15 protein-coding genes, 1 pseudogene and 1 riboswitch are annotated in these 17,202 nt (G+C 71.8%); of the genes and pseudogenes, 10 read left to right on the top strand and 6 right to left on the bottom strand.

All coding sequences use genetic code 11. The features are described 5' to 3' along the window. Nucleotides 1-7: 7 nt before the first annotated feature. Complete coding sequence (locus tag ACLQ23_RS04180; protein WP_355597268.1) at nt 8-1,324, bottom strand: lycopene cyclase family protein; 1,317 nt, start codon at nt 1,322-1,324, stop codon at nt 8-10. A gap of 97 nt (nt 1,325-1,421) precedes the next feature. Between ACLQ23_RS04180 and ACLQ23_RS04175 the strand changes: the two genes are divergently transcribed. The 4 genes from ACLQ23_RS04175 (at nt 1,422) to ACLQ23_RS04160 (ending at nt 4,305) form a co-directional block, all read left to right on the top strand. Next, nucleotides 1,422-2,249, top strand: a complete 828-nt coding sequence (locus ACLQ23_RS04175; protein ID WP_425880367.1) for an ArsR/SmtB family transcription factor — start codon at nt 1,422-1,424, stop codon at nt 2,247-2,249. Between the two features lie 300 nt (nt 2,250-2,549). Further along, entirely contained in the window at nt 2,550-3,035 is a 486-nt protein-coding gene (locus tag ACLQ23_RS04170) for a hypothetical protein (protein ID WP_355597166.1), read from the top strand. 82 nt (nt 3,036-3,117) lie between these two features. After that, a complete protein-coding gene (locus ACLQ23_RS04165; protein WP_355632363.1) occupies nt 3,118-3,729 on the top strand; it encodes a class F sortase in 612 nt (203 codons plus the stop codon). Between the two features lie 162 nt (nt 3,730-3,891). Beyond that, on the top strand, nt 3,892-4,305 hold the full coding sequence (locus ACLQ23_RS04160; RefSeq protein WP_425880366.1) for a YchJ family metal-binding protein: 414 nt from the start codon (nt 3,892-3,894) through the stop codon (nt 4,303-4,305). 16 nt (nt 4,306-4,321) lie between these two features. Here the strand turns inward: ACLQ23_RS04160 and ACLQ23_RS04155 are convergent, their stop codons facing one another. Together ACLQ23_RS04155 and ACLQ23_RS04150 are read right to left on the bottom strand one after the other, a co-directional pair. Next, entirely contained in the window at nt 4,322-5,584 is a 1,263-nt protein-coding gene (locus tag ACLQ23_RS04155; RefSeq protein WP_355597172.1) for an MFS transporter, read from the bottom strand. Nucleotides 5,585-6,202: 618 nt separating this feature from the next. Next, nucleotides 6,203-6,961: pseudogene (locus ACLQ23_RS04150) on the bottom strand (mechanosensitive ion channel family protein); the annotation flags it as partial. 194 nt (nt 6,962-7,155) lie between these two features. Between ACLQ23_RS04150 and ACLQ23_RS04145 the strand changes: the two are divergent. From ACLQ23_RS04145 to ACLQ23_RS04135, 3 genes are all read left to right on the top strand, one after another. Continuing rightward, the gene (locus ACLQ23_RS04145) at nt 7,156-8,286 is read left to right on the top strand and encodes a peptidoglycan recognition protein family protein (RefSeq protein WP_355597174.1); all 1,131 of its coding nucleotides are present in this window, start codon (nt 7,156-7,158) and stop codon (nt 8,284-8,286) included. 127 nt (nt 8,287-8,413) lie between these two features. Further along, entirely contained in the window at nt 8,414-9,988 is a 1,575-nt protein-coding gene (locus ACLQ23_RS04140; RefSeq protein ID WP_425880365.1) for a glutamate synthase-related protein, read from the top strand. A gap of 304 nt (nt 9,989-10,292) precedes the next feature. After that, complete coding sequence (locus ACLQ23_RS04135) at nt 10,293-10,817, top strand: GNAT family N-acetyltransferase (RefSeq protein WP_425880364.1); 525 nt, start codon at nt 10,293-10,295, stop codon at nt 10,815-10,817. Nucleotides 10,818-10,833: 16 nt separating this feature from the next. Here the strand turns inward: ACLQ23_RS04135 and ACLQ23_RS04130 are convergent, their stop codons facing one another. Then, nucleotides 10,834-11,832 carry a helix-turn-helix transcriptional regulator gene (locus ACLQ23_RS04130; protein WP_355597180.1) on the bottom strand — a complete coding sequence of 333 codons (999 nt, stop codon included), beginning with the start codon at nt 11,830-11,832 and terminating at the stop codon, nt 10,834-10,836. A gap of 122 nt (nt 11,833-11,954) precedes the next feature. Here ACLQ23_RS04130 and ACLQ23_RS04125 point away from each other — a divergent pair, with 122 nt between their 5' ends. The 3 genes from ACLQ23_RS04125 to ACLQ23_RS04115 all read left to right on the top strand — a co-directional run bounded on the left by ACLQ23_RS04125 (nt 11,955) and on the right by ACLQ23_RS04115 (nt 14,128). Further along, entirely contained in the window at nt 11,955-12,392 is a 438-nt protein-coding gene (locus ACLQ23_RS04125; protein WP_355597182.1) for a VOC family protein, read from the top strand. A gap of 101 nt (nt 12,393-12,493) precedes the next feature. Then, nucleotides 12,494-13,681 carry a DNA polymerase IV gene (gene dinB / locus ACLQ23_RS04120; protein ID WP_425880363.1) on the top strand — a complete coding sequence of 396 codons (1,188 nt, stop codon included), beginning with the start codon at nt 12,494-12,496 and terminating at the stop codon, nt 13,679-13,681. Between the two features lie 93 nt (nt 13,682-13,774). After that, nucleotides 13,775-14,128 (top strand): hypothetical protein, encoded by a 354-nt coding sequence (locus tag ACLQ23_RS04115; protein ID WP_425880362.1) that lies wholly within the window; start codon nt 13,775-13,777, stop codon nt 14,126-14,128. A 73-nt stretch (nt 14,129-14,201) separates the two neighbouring features. Here the strand turns inward: ACLQ23_RS04115 and ACLQ23_RS04110 are convergent, their stop codons facing one another. Together ACLQ23_RS04110 and htpG are read right to left on the bottom strand one after the other, a co-directional pair. Beyond that, entirely contained in the window at nt 14,202-14,885 is a 684-nt protein-coding gene (locus ACLQ23_RS04110; RefSeq protein WP_355597188.1) for a transglycosylase family protein, read from the bottom strand. A 2-nt stretch (nt 14,886-14,887) separates the two neighbouring features. After that, nucleotides 14,888-15,061: riboswitch (cyclic di-AMP (ydaO/yuaA leader) on the bottom strand. Between the two features lie 220 nt (nt 15,062-15,281). Continuing rightward, a complete protein-coding gene (htpG, locus tag ACLQ23_RS04105; protein WP_425880361.1) occupies nt 15,282-17,198 on the bottom strand; it encodes a molecular chaperone HtpG in 1,917 nt (638 codons plus the stop codon). Nucleotides 17,199-17,202: the final 4 nt, after the last annotated feature.

Raw genomic sequence — 17,202 nt, 5'->3', positions numbered from 1 at the left:
GCCCGGGTCAGCCGGGCGGCGTGACCGACCCCGGGCCGACCGCGTCCGGCTCGGCGTCGCGCACGTGGGCACGGGCGTCGGGGCGGGCGCCCACCACGGCGGCCGGGATGGGCGGCGCGGGCCGAGCGGGCCGCAGCCGGTCGCGGACGCGGTGCGCCGCGTCGCCGGCAGTCGCGGCGATCATGGGAAGCAGCCTCGTGGAACTCATGATCGCGATCTCCTCCGCCGGGCTGGTCGCGCCGTCGAGGAAGCGCAGCACCCGCTCGGCGGGGTTGCGGTCGAAGAGGCGGTCGAAGAACTCGGGGCCGCCGACGCCACCCTGGTCAAGCGCGCGCAGGGCCACCGCGTCCATCCAGCGGTGCCGGCGGGGGTACGCGGCGTCGGGCACCGGCGCCCGGCCGGCGGCGAAGGCGCGGGCGACCTGGTCGGCCTGGCGGTACATGGCCGAAAACGTGAAACCTGTGGAGGGGCGGGTGGCGCCACCTGCTGTTCCGAGGCGTACGACCCGAGGTGATGGTCGGGCCGGGAACGGGGCGTCGGTCATCGGGATCACCCCGTTCTCCACCTCGCGCACCCGCAGCCCGGTCGGGTCCAGGCCGAGCAGGTCCCGGTAGCCGGCCAGCGCGGTGTCGTAGCCGGCGTCGGTGAGCAGGTCCGGCGAGAACTCGGTGTACTCGACAAGGGCGTAGCGGTCGCTGACCGGCAGCACGTACCCGAAGGAGACGCCTCGGGTCGGCTGCGGGGTGCGGAAGTCCATCAGCACCGCACGACGCCTGTCGAACACCGGCCGGTCGGCCTCCAGCCACCAGCCGCGGAAGTGCTGCAACCAGGTGGTCCGCCCCGGTCGCGCCGGTGGGCGGGGGCGGGAGTCGAGCACCCAGCCGGCCCGGATGCTCCGCCCGTCACCGGTGCGCACCACCACGCGGGTGCCGTCGTCGGTCACCGTCTCGGCGGGCGCGACGATCCTTGTGACGCCCAGGCGACGCTCGGCAGCGGCAGCGGCGTCGTAGACGGGGCCGGAGCGGAGCATCGCGTACCGCAGGGGGGCCAGGTCCAGGACCCGGCGGCGCGCCGTCGTGGCCACCTCGACCTGCTGCCAGCTCGCGCTGAGCAGCGGGTCGAGGTCGCTGTCGGGGTGGCCCCAGAACGCCCAGGTGCGGTCCTGGCCGCGTCGGCGCACCGGGTCGACGACGGCGATCCGCAGGTCGCGCACGCCGTGCCGGGCCAGCGCGGCGAGCAGCAGGGACGCGGCGCCGCCGCCGCCGAGCAGGGCGAGATCGACGTCCAGGGGCGCGGGTTCGGTCACCGCCCCACGCTGCCACACGCCCGGTCCGGACGCCGGTCGGGGCGACACGGTTGACAGGCAACCGAGTGGTTGCCTAAGTTCATGTGCAACCGCGCGGTTGCCTGTTGGAGGTCTGGTGGACGAGGCGTTCCGGGCGCTTGCCGACCCGAGCCGTCGCCGGCTGCTCGACCGACTCAACGAACGCAACGGTCAGACCCTGCGGGAGTTGTGCGACGGGCTGGCCACCACCCGCCAGGCGGTTAGCAAGCACCTCGCGGTGCTGGAATCGGCCGATCTCGTCACGACAGTGCGGCGCGGCCGGGAGAAGCTGCACTACCTCAACGCCGCCCCGATCACCGCCATCGCCGACCGGTGGCTCAGCCACTACGACCGTCAGCGGGCGGCGGCGCTCGCCGACCTGAGCACAGCCTTGGAGCGTCAACACATGGAGAGCCCCACGTTCGTCTACACGACGTACATCACCACCACGCCGGAGCGGCTCTGGGCCGCGCTCGTCGAGCCGGCCTTCACCCGACGCTACTGGGGTGGGGTGGCACTGGTGTCGGACTGGCAGGTCGGCTCGCCGGTGCTCTGGCAGGACGCGCCGGACGCCGAACCACGCGACCTCGGGCAACGTGTCCTCGTCGCCGAGCCGTACCGGTGCCTCTCCTACAGCTGGCACGGCTTCCAACCCGAGCACGCCGAGCACTTCGGCTGGTCCGACGAGGAGTTGGCCGCCCGGCTCGGCGAGCGCCGGTCGAAGGTGACGTTCGAGATCGAGCCGCACGGGCCATCGGCCGTCCGGCTGACCGTCATCCACGACGACTTCTCCCCCTACAGCGAGATGCACAAGGCGATCAGCGGCCAACTCGACGGCAGCGGCGGCTGGCCGGAGCTGCTGGCCAGCCTCAAGACGCTCGTGGAGACCGGCGAACCGATGCCCGAGCCGGTCGCGGCAGGCTGATCCGGTAATCAACGAGGCGGGCATTACCGCCCTCGACGGTCATACCTCGTCATCGTCCCAGCGGTGACGGGCCGACCGGAGCAGACATCGACCGGAGCACCGGCACCGGCCGGCCCGTCGGGGCCTTTCCGCAGCTCTCCCCGCCTTCGGGTGGACACGTGACGGCAACGAAGAATTCTCATTTTCACCGGATCGAGGTCCCAACCCACCTAGGGTTGGGCACACCGGTGCTAGTCACGGAGTTGGCCACCCGAACGACGTCCCACGTAGTCAGCGGACGAAAAGTGAGGGAAGACGCGTATGAAGGTCTCAACAGCACTCTGCTCGGCGGCGCTCGGCGTGGGCCTCGGCACGCTACTGCTGCCGGGCGCCGCACTTGCCGACACGGTCGTGTCACCCGCCACCACCCCGGTCGGGGGGACCGTCGTGCTCACCGCCACGACCTGCAACCCGAAGTCGGGTGACGCCATCTTCCGCGTCACCGGGCCCAACCGCGACCAGAACGTCCGATCCACCACGGCCGCCGCCGGCGGCGGACTGAGCGCCGAACTCTTCACCGCCGGATTCACCCTGGGCACCTACACGGTGGCCGCGACCTGCGGCGACGGCAGCTCGGCCGGCACCGCCACGTTCACCGTCACCCCGATCGGCGGCGCACCGGCCGGCTCCGGCGGCGACAGCCGCGAGACCGGCGCCCTCGCCGCCGGAGGCACGCTGCTCGGTGCCGCCGCCGGAGGCGCGGTGCTCCTGTACCGCCGGCGCCGCCCGGTGTCCACCGTCGCCTGACCGGCGGCCCGCTCCATCCCTGAGAACGGGTGCCCGTGCCGGCGTCTCGGCACGGGCACCCCGACCATCCGGAGGTCAGCACGTGTGGTGGCGGCGAATCCTGCCGGCGGCGGTGACCCTGCTCGGCGTGACCGGCCTGGGCCTGGTCGCCGTCGGCCTCACCGCCGGCCCGGCCCGGCCACCACAGCCGCCGGCCGGCACACCGACACGGACCCACCCCGCACCGGATCTGGCACCGCTGACCCGCGCCGCGCCGGTCCGGGTACAGATCCCTGACATCGACGTACGCGCCGAGATCATCCCCGTCGGCGCGGACGCCAGCGGGGTGCTGGAGGTGCCGCCGCTGGACCGGCCCACAGTCGCCGGCTGGTACCGGCACGGGGCCAGCCCCGGCGAGACCGGCAACGCCGTCCTGGTGGGGCACGTCGACTCCCCAACCGGTCCGGCGGTCTTCTTCGACATCGGTCGACTCCGCGCAGGTCAGGAGATCCAGGTCGTCCGCGCCGACGCACAGGTCGCCACGTTCACAGTGGACGGTGTCCACGCGTACCCCAAGGACCGCTTCCCCACCGACCTGGTCTACGGCCCGGCGGACGCCGCCGGTCTGCGTCTGATCACCTGCGGCGGCCGCTTCGACAACACAACCGGCAACTACGAGGACAACATCGTCGTCCTGGCAACCCGCACGGCCTGACCTCTCCCCCGCCCCGCCCCGCCCCGCCCTCGCGATCTTGCAATTGTCGCCATTATGGGGGTTTTGTCACCTATGCGGGGGCAGGAAATGCAAGATCGCGGGGAGGGGTGGGCGGGAAGGGGTGGGGGCGGGACGGCAGGGCTGGTGGGGCAGGATTGGGGTGTGGGTTCTGCGCGACGGCGGGCTGGGGCGACTGTGGGGCAGGTTTGTCCGTGCGGATCTGGTCGGGCGTACGCGGACTGTTGTGGCCCCGCGCACGGCGGCGACAAACCGGCGCCAACGGCCGAGGCGTTGATGCGCTCCCGGTTCAGCGCCTTCGCCCTCGGCGACACCGGCTACCTGCTGCGGAGCTGGCACTCGTCGACCCGGCCCACGTCCCTGGAGCTTGATCCGGGGCAGCGGTGGATCCGCCTGGAGATCGTCGAGACCGAGCGGGGCGGCCTGCTCGACGCCACCGGCACTGTGACGTTCCGCGCCCACTACCGGGACGCGGGTCGGACCGGCACGATCACCGAAACCAGCCGCTTCGTTCGCGAGGACGGCCGGTGGGTCTACCTCGACGGTGACCAACTCTGACGGTTGTCCCGGGAGGTCAACGTCCCGGCCCCGTCGACCGTGGAGACGAACCGAGGTGGGCAGGCGGCCGGCGCCTGGTGACCAACACGAGCGCCACCACGAGGTACGCCCCCGCGGTCAGCGCGAACGCCACAGCGTTGCCGGCCGCCGTGGCGAGCAGGCCGTAGCCGGCGTACGTCACGATGATCAGCGCGTCGGTGGCCATTCCGGCCAGGGACGTGACGGTGGCCCGGCTGGTGCCGGTGATCCGGGCCTGGAGCCGCGCGTCGGCAAGCACTGTCGCCAGTTGCGCGGCACCGAAGGCCACAGCGATCAGCACGAAGCCGGCCGGGTGCCCGGTGAGTGCGCCGCCGGCCAGCGCGACCGCGACCAGAGCCAGCAGTGCCGCGTATCCGCGGGTGCCCAGCCGCTCCCCCGCCGGGGCGAGCAGCCCGCCAACTGTCACCCCGGCCCAGAGCAGCAGGAGCAGCAGGGGCACGGCCTTCGCCCCGACCCCGGTGTCCAGGGCGAGCAGCGGAGTGAACTCGTCGAGCGCGCCCCAGTCGGCGGCGACCACGGCGACCAGCAGAACGGCAACCCGTACCGGCGGGTGGGTGCGGACCTGCGACACCCCGGCCCGCATCGTCTCCCACCAACCCAGGTCGTCGTCACCGTCCGGACCGGAGGCCGGGCCATCCGACGCCACGGTCGACGTACGGTGCTCCGGGAAGCGGGTGGCGACGGCGGCGGCCAGCAGACAGGCGACCACTGTGGCCACGCCGACCGCCGGATATCCGCCGACGGCGAGCACCGGGCCGGCGAGGACACCGGTCACCACGACGCCCAGCACGCCGGCCGTCCGCGCCCGGCCGAGCACCCGGGCGTACCGGTCGGCGGCGTCGAGGCGCTCCAGCTCGGTGAAGACAAGCGCCTCCAGCGCACCGGAGACGAGCGCGCCGCCGGCACCCCAGAGCAGAAACCCGACAGCAAACGCAGGGTACGACGGGACCAGCACCCAGAGCGCGAAGCCGGCCCCGGTCACCAGCGGGGCGAGGCACAGCAGCAGCCGACGGGAGACCACGTCGGCCCACGCGCCCGACGGCACCTCGAACACGATGCCGGCGGCCGACCAGAGAACGAAGAGCGACGAGATCTGCCCCACCGACAACCCGGTGTCGGCGAAGAGCACCACGTACAGCGGGTAGAGCAGGACGAGGTCACTGAGGAACGCGTACCCGTAGAGGGTGACAGTCAGCCGGCGGACCGCCGGGTCGGACGCGCGTGAGGCGAGGTGGGTCATGGGGCCTTCCCGTGGGACTGGAAACGGACACCGGACGTGCGGTGCCCGTGGTGGCCCACGGGAACGGCCTACGGCATTGGATCAATGTCGCCAGGTCATGTCGGCGATGCTAGACGCGCCGAGTGGCGCCGGCCAGCGGTTTCGGCGTGCCGGACGAGAACGGGGCGGGATCCGCACGGATCCCGCCCCGACGTCCCTCTGCCGGTCAGCCCTTGTCGGCGCTGGTCATGGTCAGCGCCGATCCACCGGCGGGATGACAGTGGTGGCCTCGATGTCGTCTCCGGCGCGCTGCCCGGGAACCGCGCCACCGCCGACCACCTGGGTGGTGTCCGGATCGGACGGCGCCTGGGTCGTGTCGTCGGCCTGCCGGGTAGCCGCGGCGTCGGGCGTGCCGCCGGTGACCACCTGCGTGGTGTCGTCGGCCTGCCGAACTGCCGGAGCGGCAGCCTCGGACGTGCCGCCGGTGACCACCTGCGTGGTGTCGGAGGAGGTCGACGGGCGTACCACCTGGGTCGCGTCCGGGTCGCTCGGGCGGGTCACGATCTGGGTGGCCTCCGGGTCGCTCGGACGGGCTCCGAACTGGATGCCCTCCGGGTCGCTCGGGCGGGTCACCACCTGGGTGGCCTCCGGGTCGGTGGCTGGGGCCGCCGTCCGGGCCCGTTCGGCCTCGGCGTCGCGGCGGCCGGCCTGGTACGCGCGGGCGTGCGCGGCGATCTGCTGCGACTCCTGCTCGGCGCGGGTCAGCCAGGACTCCCAGCGGTTCTGCATGGGCCGGACCAGTCCCCCGCCGACGCCGACGACGAGGATGCCGCCCACTGTCGCCAGCACGGCGATCAGCACCGGCGTGGTGACCGCGGTCGCCACACCGATCTGGTTCAGCGCGGCGATGACGCCCAGGCCGAGGATGAACACCGACGCGATGGTGGCCAGCATCCGGCCGTACGACAGGCCGCCGAGCGCAGCACCGATGAGGTCCTTCACGGCGTTGGCGATGGCGGCGGCGACCACGACGATGACGATCGCGACGAACGCCCGGGGCAGCCAGGAGATGACGCCGGCGATCAGGTCGGAGACCGGGTTCGGCCCCCAGATGCCGAAGGCGATCTGGAGGGTGACAAGCAGCAGACCGTAGTAGACGAGCTTGGCGACGAGGTCGCTGGCGTCGTACCGGGAACGGCTCAGCGCCCGACGAATGCCGCCGCGCTCCACGGCTCGGTCGAAGCCCACCCGCTCCAGAACCTTGTCCACGATCTTGAGCGCGGCCTTGGCGATCAGCCATCCGGCCACCAGGATCGCCACGAAGGCGACGGCCTTGGGCAGGAAAAGCATCACCGAGCGAAGGGCGTCGCCCACCGCGTCGCTGACGTTGTCTCTCATCGGGTTTCCTCCACGCGTGGCTGCCGGGACGGTCGGCCCCGACCTACCCCCGCCGCCCTGTCCGGAAACGCCACAACGGAAGGCGTGATCAACTCGGACTCTAGCGCGTGGGCGAGTCCTGGCAATATCCTCCGGAGCGGAATGCGGTCACTGGAGTTAGTTTTCATCCCCGCACGGCCGCAGGAGGAGACGTCATGCACCTCGACCATTCCGAAGTGGACCGCCGGACGCTGCTGCGGGCCGGTCTCGGTGCCGCCACCGTCGCCGTGGTCGGGAGCGAGCTCGCGTTCCCCGGCGCCGCGCACGCCGGTCCCGGCACCGACCTGGACTGGATCATCAGCTGCGACGAGTGGGACGCCCGGCCGCCGAAGGACCCGCTGGCGGTCAGCGCCATCGCCACCAACAAAATCATCGTGCACCACATGGCATTTCCGAACGTCACCGACTACTCCCGTGAGCAGGCCGTCAAGCTGGCCCACGACTGCCAGGACCTGCACATGGACGGCAACGGATGGTCCGACACCGGCCAGCACTTCACTGTCAGCCGCGGCGGGTACGTCCTGGAGGGGCGCCGGGGCAGCCTGGAACGCCTCGAAGCCGGCGACCGGCAGATGATCTCGGCGCACTGCCCGGGCGAGAACGGTCGAGCCATCGGGATCGAGAACGAGGGCACCTACGTCACCGAGACGCCGCCGAAGGCCCTGACCGACTCCCTCGTCAAACTCTGCGTCGCCGTCTGCCGACAGTACGGCCTGCACGCGCACGACGTTTTTGGACATTGGGACTTCCGCACTACCCAGTGCCCGGGCGCCGCCTTCTACCGGGAGTTCCCGGCGCTGCGCCGACACGTGTTCGCCGCCCTGGGCACCAAGCTGGGCGACGTGCCGGCCCGCCGCTGGCCGGACCTCTGGCGCTTCGTCAACTCGCCGTCGGTCCGCGTGGTGCAGCACCTGCTGGCGTTCCGCGGTTACGCGGTGACGGTCAGCGGCACGTTCGACGCCGCGACCGTGGCGGCCGTGCAGGACTGGCAGGCCCGCAACGGCATCGCGGTCGACGTCGACGCCACGCTCACCGCGCCAACCTGGGAAACCCTGGTGCCCGAACTGGACCAGCACGCCAGCGGCCCGCCGGTCACCGCCGTGCAGGAGATCCTCGCCACCAAGGGGTACGCGGTCACTGTCACCGGCGCGTACGACCACGCCACCCGACGCGCCGTGCAGGACCTGCAGGCGCTGCACGGGCTGCCGCGCAACGGCAAGCTGAGCGCGAGCACGTGGTGCGCTGTCGTCGGCGGGACGGTCCGCCAGTCCTTCCAGCGCCGCTGACAGCACGCCCGCGACGCGCGCAGGCACACCGGGGGTGACGCGAGTTCGCGTCGCCCCCGGCCTGAGCAGGGCAGGTGTCACCGCTACCCCGGTTTGGCAGGGGTCGCGGGCGGAAAGAGTGCCGGACATGAAATGGGCCCGTCGAGCCGTACCCGCCGCCGCAGCCGCCGTCGCCGCGCTCGCCGCGCGGGACCTCATCCAGCGTGACCACGCGCTGCTGCGCAACTTCCCGGTGCTCGGCCGAGCCCGCTACCTGCTGGAGGCTCTCGGGCCGGAACTGCGGCAGTACATCGTGGCCGGCAACGACGAGGAGCGACCGTTCACCCGCGACCAGCGCCGCTGGGTGTACGCGTCGGCGAAACAGCAGAACAACTACTTCGGCTTCGGCACTGACAACGACATCGAGCACACCTCCGGCTACCCGATCATCAAGCACCGGACGTTCGGCAGGGCGGTGCCGCCGTCCACCCCGACGGCGGGGCACGACGTGCGGCTGCCCAGCGCGAAGGTGCTGGGTGCCGCCCGGGGGCGAGCGCGCGCCTTCCGGCCGGAGTCGGTGGTCAACATCTCCGGGATGAGTTTCGGCTCGCTGTCCGGCAACGCCATCACGGCGCTCAACAAGGGCGCAGCCCTCGCCGGCTGCCTGCAGAACACCGGCGAGGGCGGCCTGTCGCCGTACCACCGCAACGGCGGTGAGCTGGTCTTCCAACTCGGCACCGCGTACTTCGGCTGCCGCGACGAGCAGGGCCGGTTCAGTCTGCCCCGGCTGAAGGACCTGGTGGCCGGCGCGCCGGTCAGGGCGTTGGAGATCAAGCTGAGCCAGGGCGCGAAGCCCAGCCTGGGCGGCCTGCTGCCCGGTGCGAAGGTGTCCGCCGAGATCGCCGCCACCCGTGGCATCCCGGCCGGCCGGGACTGCGTGAGCCCGTCGCGGCACGCCGAGTTCTCCGACTGCGACAGTCTGCTCGACTGGGTGGAGCTGCTGGCCGCCGAGACGGGCCTGCCGGTCGGCATCAAGTCGGCCGTCGGCGACATGGGCTTCTGGGAGGAACTGGCCACCCTGATGCGGGACACCGGCCGAGGCGTCGACTTCGTGACTGTCGACGGCGGCGAGGGCGGCACCGGCGCCGCACCGCTGATCTTCACCGACTCGGTGTCGTTGCCCTTCCAGCAGGGCTTCTCCCGGGTCTACAAGGTGTTCGCCGAGCATGACCTGCACGAGCAGGTGGTGTTCGTCGGCGGAGGAAAGCTCGGCCTGCCGGACAACGCGATCGTGGCGTTCGCGCTCGGCTGCGACCTGGTCAACGTCGGCCGGGAGGCGATGCTGTCGATCGGCTGCATCCAGGCGCAGAAGTGCCATACCGACACCTGCCCCACCGGTGTGGCGACGCAGAACGCGTGGCTGGCGCGCGGGCTCGACCCGGCTCTCAAGTCGGTCCGGGCGGCCAACTACCTGCGGACACTGCGCCGGGACCTCATGAAGGTCGCCGAGGCGTGCGGTGTGGAGCACCCCGGCCTGATCGGCACGGACGCCGTGGAGATCCTGAACGGCCGCACCGGCGCCACGCCGCTGCACGAGGTGTACGGCTACCAGCCCGACTGGGGAATGCCCTCCCCCGCCGACCAGAAGGAGATCGTCCGGCTGATGATGCCGGAGGCGCCGCAGGGCGGCAGTGCCCCACCGTCGGCCACCGCCGTCGGCTGAAGCCCCGGCTGCCCTCGCCCCGCGCGTGACGAGGGCCCTGGCCGTGGACGAGGCGGAGGGCGAAGGCGAGCCCGAGGCGGGCCGGCCGGGGCAGAGTGCGAAGGCGGGGCGGGGGCGGAGGGCGGGTCGCCCGTGGGCTTGATACCTCAGAGTCATATTGATACCTCAGAGTCATCAGCCGTTTAGCGGTACCTGCCCCCAGCGGGCTTGCTTCAGGCTGACGCCCGGGTATCACGGCTGCGGACCACGATGAGGCGCGATAAACACATGGAAGCTGCCGACACAGGGCGCCTATGGTGGCGCGGTGCTGATCAGACGCGAGACACCCGCCGACGTCGATGCCATTCGGGCGGTGCACTCCGCTGCCTTTGCCGTGTCGGACGGCGGCGGCGGCGTACCCGTCGAGGCGACACTTGTCGACGCCCTGCGCGCCGACGAAGGCTGGCTGGCGGCGTACTCCCTGGTGGCGACCGATTCGGGCGGCCAGGTGGTGGGGCACGTGGTGGCCACCCGGGGTCAGGTGGCCGGCGCGCCGGTGGCGCTGGGCCTGGGGCCTGTCGGTGTGCTCCCCGACTGGCAGCGGCGCGGCGTCGGCAGCGCCTTGATGCACGCGGTGCTCGGCGCGGCCGACGCCCGCGACGAGCCGCTGGTGGTGCTGCTCGGGCACCCCGACTACTACCCGCGCTTCGGATTCCGTCCCGCCGTCGAGTTGGGCGTCACCCCGCCGCAGCCGTGGGGTCCGCAGTACTTCCAGGCACGGCCGATGACCGCCTGGCGCGAGTCGATCCGCGGTGAGTTCCGCTACGCCCGGCCGTTCGACGACCTGTGACCCGGGCCGTCCGTCGCTAGGGCACGTCGCCCGACGAGGTGACGCCGGGTGACGCCGGCAGCGCGCCGGCCATCGCCGCCAGCCGGTGGGCGAGCTGGGCGGCGGCCTCGCGCAGCTCCGCGGGCTCCAACACCTGCACGTCGAGGCCCAGTCGGGCGATGTGCGCGGCCAGCCAGTCCAGGGTGTCGCCTCCGACGACAAGCAGGCACCACCCGTCGCCGTCGTCCTCGACCCTCCCGACCTGGGGCGGCACCAGCTCCCGCACCCGCTCGGGCGGAGCGTGCACCCGCACCCGGGCGAGATACCGGTACGGCGCCCCCGTCACGGACCGCTGCACGAACGCGACAGGGTCGGGGTGCTCGCCCGGTCGGAAGCGCCAGGTAGTGGTGACCGCGTCGCGCATCCGGTCCAGGCGGAACGTCCGCCAGTCGTCGCGGTCCACGTCCCTGGCCATCAGGTACCAGCGGCGGCCGGTGGTGACCATGCGGATCGGCTCGACCGTCCGTTCCCGGTCCACACCGTCACGGCCGGCGTACCGGAACCGCACCCGCACCGCGTCGCGGCAGGCGCGGGCGAGCGTCACCAGCAACTCCGCGTCGATCTCGACGACCGGGCCGATGAGGGTGTCGGTGGCGCCGTGCACGGCCCGCACCTCCGCGCGCAGCCGCGCCGGCATCACCTGGTCGAGTTTCGTAAGCGCCCGCAGCGCCGCCTCGCCCGCACCGGCGACCGTGCCTCCGGACGCCAGCCGCAGGGACACGGCCGTCGCGATCGCCTCCTCGTCGTCGAGCAGCAGCGGCGGCAGCCGGGTGCCCGCGCCGAGGCGGTAGCCGCCGCCGACACCCGAGGTGCCGTGCACCGGGTAGCCGAGGGTGCGCAGTCGTTGCACGTCGCGGCGGACACAACGTGCGGTGACGCCGAACTCGGCGGCGAGTTCGTCGGCGGTCCAGGACGACCGCCGCTGCAGCAGGGCCAGCATCCGCAGCACCCGCTCGGTCGTCGCCTCCACGGTCACCGGCCGATCGTTGCACAGATCGCGGAACGTTCCTGTCCGCTGACTGCGCAAGGCTGGGGCCATGACCGACCACACGAGAACCACCGGCGACATCCGGCAGAACCGACGGGAGGCGAGCTGACATGGCCCGCGAGGTGCAGATAACGTTCGACGCCGCCGACCCGGGCGCACTTGCCGCGTTCTGGGCCGACACCCTCGGTTATGAGGTGCAGGGCCCGCCGGGTGACTTCGAGTCCTGGGAGCAGGCGCTGGAGGCGATGGGCGTACCGCCGGAGAACCGCAACGACGCCTCGGCGGTCGTCGACCCCGCCGGGTCGGGGCCGCGGCTGTTCTTCCAGCGGGTGCCCGAGGGCAAGCGGGCCAAGAACCGCGTCCACCTCGACGTGCGGGCCGCCCCCGGGCTGACCGGCGACGAACGGATGGCGGCGCTGGAGGTGGAGGCCGACCGGCTCGTCGGCCGCGGTGCCACCAGGCTCGCGCGGCACGAGCCCGCTCCCCCGCTCAACGCCGGTCACCTCGTGCTGGCCGACCCCGAGGGCAACGAGTTCTGCCTCGACTGAACGGGCCCCGGGCCGCGTCACGGAAGCTACGCGCGAGGCTGACACGGCCGTGTTCACGCAGCTCACTGCCGTGATCGTACGCGCCATGCGAACATATGTACGTGTCGCCCGGGGCCAGCATCCTGCACGCCGACCTGGACGCGTTCTACGCGTCGGTCGAGCAGCGTGACGACCCGCGTCTCCGCGGCCGGCCGGTGATCGTAGGCGGCGGCGTGGTGTTGGCTGCCAGCTACGAGGCGAAGGCGCGGGGCGTCCGCAGCGCGATGGGTGGGCAGCAGGCGCGGCGGCTGTGCCCGGACGCGATAGTGGTGCCGCCCCGGATGTCGGCGTACACGCGGGCCAGCCGGGCGGTGTTCGAGATCTTCCGGCACACCACGCCGCTTGTCGAGGGGCTCTCCATCGACGAGGCGTTCCTCGACGTGGGTGGTCTGCGGCGGCTGGCCGGGCCGCCTGCCGACATCGCCGACCGGCTGCGCCGGGAGGTCCGCGAACAGATCGGTTTACCGATCACGGTGGGGGTGGCGCGTACGAAGTTCCTGGCGAAGGTGGCCAGCGGGGTGGCGAAGCCGGACGGGCTGCTTGTCGTCGCGCCGGATGCCGAGATGGCGTTCCTGCACCCGCTGCCGGTGGAGCGACTCTGGGGCGTCGGCCCGGTCACGGCCGCGAAGTTGCGGGAGCGCCGGATCCGTACCGTCGGGGAGGTCGCCCGACTCGGCGAGGCGGCGTTGGTGTCCCTGCTCGGCGCGGGCACCGGCCGGCACCTGCACGCCCTGGCGCACAACCGTGACCCGCGGGCGGTGCAGGTCGGCCGGCGGCGCGGCTCGATGGGCGCGCAGCACGCGCTGAGTCGCGCCCCGCATCCGGCCACCGAGTTGGACGGCATTCTGGGGGGCCTTGTCGACAGGGTCACCAGGCGGATGCGGGCGGCCGGACGGTCCGGGCGCACTGTGCTGCTGCGGCTGCGCTTCGGCGACTACACCCGGGCGACCCGCTCGCACACAGTGCGCAAGGCGACAGCTGACACCACGCCCCTGCTCGCTGCCGCGCGGGCGCTGCTGCGCGCGGCACTGCCGGAGATCGACAGGCGGGGCATCACGCTGATCGGCGTGTCGGTGGGCAACCTCGACGACAACCCTGTGCAACCGGAGTTGCCGTTCGACGCCGTCCCCGGGGCCAACCTGGACGCCGCCGTGGACGCGGTTCGGGACCGGTTCGGGTCGACTGCCGTGACCCGCGCGGTGCTGCTAGGCCGGGATCCGGGCGTCGAAATGCCCCTTCTGCCGGACTGATCTCCCTGGTGGCGGCGGATATCACAGCTGCTGGAGGGTTTAGCGGCGGCATGATCGGAGACGTTGTGACGATCAGCCTGAGGGGGGACCACCATGTCCGACGACAGCAGCAACCGCGCGAGCCGGCGTGCCGAGCGTCCGCACGACGTGACCGACCCGCTGCTGTGGCAGCTGGCGCTCGACGTGCTCGACGCCCACGAGCCGACCGAGGACGGCGTCTGCGGCAACCTGCTCTGCGCCGGGGAACCGTACCCATGCGCGGCACGCGGCAACGCTGAACAGTCGCTGCGGCTGGCTCGAGGCGGGGCCGAGACACCGCCGACGGCCGCCCAGCAGTGGGACGGCCGTGACGAGACACCTGACAACTGGTCCACCCAGGAGTCCTTCCACCCGCGGCGAACCCGGTCCGGCGAAGCGGTATCGGCGTCGCGGGCTTCGGCAGCCTGACGCCTCCGCCACGACAGCGACACGCCAGCGGGCGCCCGACCGGAATCCGATCGGGCGCCCGCTGGGTCGTACGTCAGAGGCTGAGCCGCTGCCCGGGGAAGATCAGGCCCGGGTCCGAGCCGACGACCTGCCGGTTGCGCTCGTAGAGGGCCTGCCAGCCGCCGTCCTGCTGGTGGCTCTGGGCGATCTCCGACAGGGTGTCGCCGGACTTCACCACGTAGGTGTCGCCGCTGGCGGCGGGGGCGGTGCGCTTGTTGCTGCGGGTCGCCGGCTGCTCACCGCGCGACGACCGCTGGGCGGGCTTGTCGGCCTTCGGAGTGGACTTCGACTTGGCGGTGGACTTCGACTTCGTGGTGGGCTTCGTCGAGGACTTGGTGGCGGAGCCGCCCGACGCACCGGCCTTCTTGCCGCAGGTCGGCCACGCGCCGATGCCCTGCCCCTTGAGCACCTTCTCGGCGATGGCGATCTGCTCGCCGCGGCTGGCCAGGTCGGCGCGGGCGGCGTACTTCTTGCCGCCGTAGCCGGCCCAGGTGCTCTGCGAGAACTGCAACCCGCCGTAGTAGCCGTTGCCGGTGTTGATCTTCCAGTTGCCACCGGACTCGCACTTGGCGATGGCGTCCCAGTTGACGGCCGCCTGGGCAGGTGCGGCCGGGCCGAAGAGCGCCACGGCGCCGGTGACCGCGCCGACGGCCAGGGTGCCGACGGCGATGCGGCGGGTGCTGACCCGTCGATGACGGGGGGTGTAGACAGACGTCATGAGTGTGCTTCCTCCACGCCGGCGAGGTGAGCTGTCGGGTTCGGGCCGAGGAGCCCGGCCGCACGGTGGCGGCTTCACCCCGAGGTGACGATGCACCGAGGAACGTTTGGGTCCCCCGCTCCTGCCCGGGTGACTGGGTTCCGACGACCGGGGGCAGGATTTGGCGTTACCGGTCGTGGCGTCCGCAGTGGCGGACCCGACCGACGTTAGGCACGGCCGGCATCGATCGCCCAACCCCTGTGAAGTTCTTCACCGGGGCACGCTGAGCGGCGCGCTCAGCGGTTGCGGGCGGCGTTCAGCTGTGCAGCGACCATGATGGACCGCTTCCGATCAGGTCGGCCGTTCCCCGGCCGGTGGAGCCCGACAACGCGGGTCACCACCGGCCGGGGCACCTCCCTACAGAGTGCGGGCGAGCCGGTCGGCGAGCGTACGGGTGAAGCGGGCCGGGTCGGCCAGGTCGCCACCCTCGGCGAGTACCGCGAGGCCGTACAGCAGCTCGGCGGTTTCGGTGAGGGTCTCGGCGGAATCGCCCTGCTCGTGAGCCTTGCGCAGAGCGGCTACCAGAGGATGACCGGGATTGATCTCCAGGATGCGCTTCGTCGACGGGATCTCGTGCCCCATCGCCCGGTACATCTTCTCCAGTGTCGGCGTGAGGTCGTGCGCGTCACCCACCACACAGGCCGGTGAGGTGGTGAGCCGCGACGACAGGCGGACCTCCCGGACGCTGTCGGAAAGTGTCGTGCCCAGCCAGTCCACGAGCGCCGCGAACTCCTGCCGCTGCTGCTCGCGCTCGGCTTCGGCCTGCTGCTTCTCCTCGTCGGTGTCGAGGTCGACCTCGCCCTTGGCGATCGAGCGCAGCGGCCGACCGTCGTACGTGCCGACCCGCTCCACCCACACCTCGTCGACAGGGTCGGTGAGCAGCAGCACCTCGTGGCCCTTGGCCCGGAACGCCTCCAGGTGCGGGGAGTTCTCGATGGTGGCCCGGGAGTCGCCGGTGGCGTACCAGATGTCGCTCTGGCCGTCCTTCATCCGGGAGACGTAGCCGGCCAGGTCGGTGAGCTCGGCCGGGTCGTGGGTGGAGGCCAGCGACAGGATCTCCAGCAGGGTGTCGCGGTTGTCGGTGTCGTCGATGAGCCCTTCCTTGACGACAGTGCCGAACTCCTTCCAGAAGGTCTGGTAGCGCTCGGCGTGGTTGGCCTTGAGGTCCTTGACAGCGGCGAGGACCTTCTTCACCAGGCGGCGGCGGACGATCTGGATCTGGCGGTCCTGCTGGAGGATCTCGCGGGAGATGTTCAGCGACAGGTCGTGGGCGTCGACCACGCCCTTGACGAAGCGTAGGTAGGTGGGGACCAGCGCCTCGCAGTCGTCCATGATGAAGACGCGCTTGACGTAGAGCTGGACGCCCCGGCGGCCCTGCGGGGAGAACAGGTCCAGTGGGGCGTGGCTGGGCAGGAAGAGCAGCGCCTCGTACTCGAAGGTGCCCTCGCCCTTCATGTGTACGACCTCGAGCGGGTCGGCCCAGTCGTGGCTGACGTGCTTGTAGAACTCGTTGTACTCGGCGGCGTCGACCTCGTCGCGGGGTCGCGCCCAGAGCGCCTTCATCGAGTTGAGGGTCTGCACCTCGCTGGTGGGGTCCGCGCCGTCGGCGCCGGGGCGTTCGACGGTCATCCGGATCGGCCAGGCGATGAAGTCGGAGTATCGCTTGACGATCTCGCGGATGGTCCACTCGGCGGTGTAGTCGTGCAGGTTGTCCTCGGTGTCGGCGGGCTTGAGGTGCAGGGTCACCGCGGTGCCCTGGGGCGCCTCGGCGACCGGCTCGATCGAGTACGTCCCCTCGCCTGTGGACTCCCAGCGGGTGCCGCCGGTCTCGCCGGCCTTGCGGGTCAGCAGGGTTACCCGGTCGGCGACCATGAACGCGGCGTAGAAGCCGACGCCGAACTGGCCGATCAGGTCCTGCGAGGCGCGGGCGTCGGCGGACTCCCGTAGTTGGCGCAGCAGCTCGGCGGTGCCGGACTTGGCGATCGTGCCGATCAGCCCGACCACCTCGTCGCGGGTCATGCCGATGCCGTTGTCCCGGACGGTCAGGGTGCGGGCGTCCCTGTCGACCTCGATGGCGACGTGCAGGTCGTCGGTGTCGGCGACGAGGTCCTTGTCGACAAGCGTGGCCAGCCGCAGCTTGTCCAGCGCGTCGGACGCGTTCGAGATGAGTTCCCGCAGGAAGACGTCCTTGTTCGAATAGATCGAGTGGACCACCAACTGCAGGAGCTGACGCGCCTCAGCCTGGAACTCCAATGTCTCGGCCTGGTTGCTCACACCG

The organism is Micromonospora sp. DT41 (assembly GCF_049841715.1).
Taxonomy (GTDB): domain Bacteria; phylum Actinomycetota; class Actinomycetes; order Mycobacteriales; family Micromonosporaceae; genus Micromonospora; species Micromonospora profundi.
This window is presented reverse-complemented; position numbering and strand designations above follow the sequence as displayed.

What these genes read in the sequence shown, in the direction of transcription:
- ACLQ23_RS04170 (WP_355597166.1), top strand. Translation starts at nt 2,550, where the DNA reads ATGAAGGTCTCAACAGCACTCTGCTCGGCGGCGCTCGGCGTGGGCCTC.
- ACLQ23_RS04155 (WP_355597172.1), bottom strand. Translation starts at nt 5,584, where the DNA reads ATGACCCACCTCGCCTCACGCGCGTCCGACCCGGCGGTCCGCCGGCTG.
- ACLQ23_RS04145 (WP_355597174.1), top strand. Translation starts at nt 7,156, where the DNA reads ATGCACCTCGACCATTCCGAAGTGGACCGCCGGACGCTGCTGCGGGCC.
- ACLQ23_RS04140 (WP_425880365.1), top strand. Translation starts at nt 8,414, where the DNA reads ATGAAATGGGCCCGTCGAGCCGTACCCGCCGCCGCAGCCGCCGTCGCC.
- ACLQ23_RS04125 (WP_355597182.1), top strand. Translation starts at nt 11,955, where the DNA reads ATGGCCCGCGAGGTGCAGATAACGTTCGACGCCGCCGACCCGGGCGCA.
- ACLQ23_RS04115 (WP_425880362.1), top strand. Translation starts at nt 13,775, where the DNA reads ATGTCCGACGACAGCAGCAACCGCGCGAGCCGGCGTGCCGAGCGTCCG.
- ACLQ23_RS04110 (WP_355597188.1), bottom strand. Translation starts at nt 14,885, where the DNA reads ATGACGTCTGTCTACACCCCCCGTCATCGACGGGTCAGCACCCGCCGC.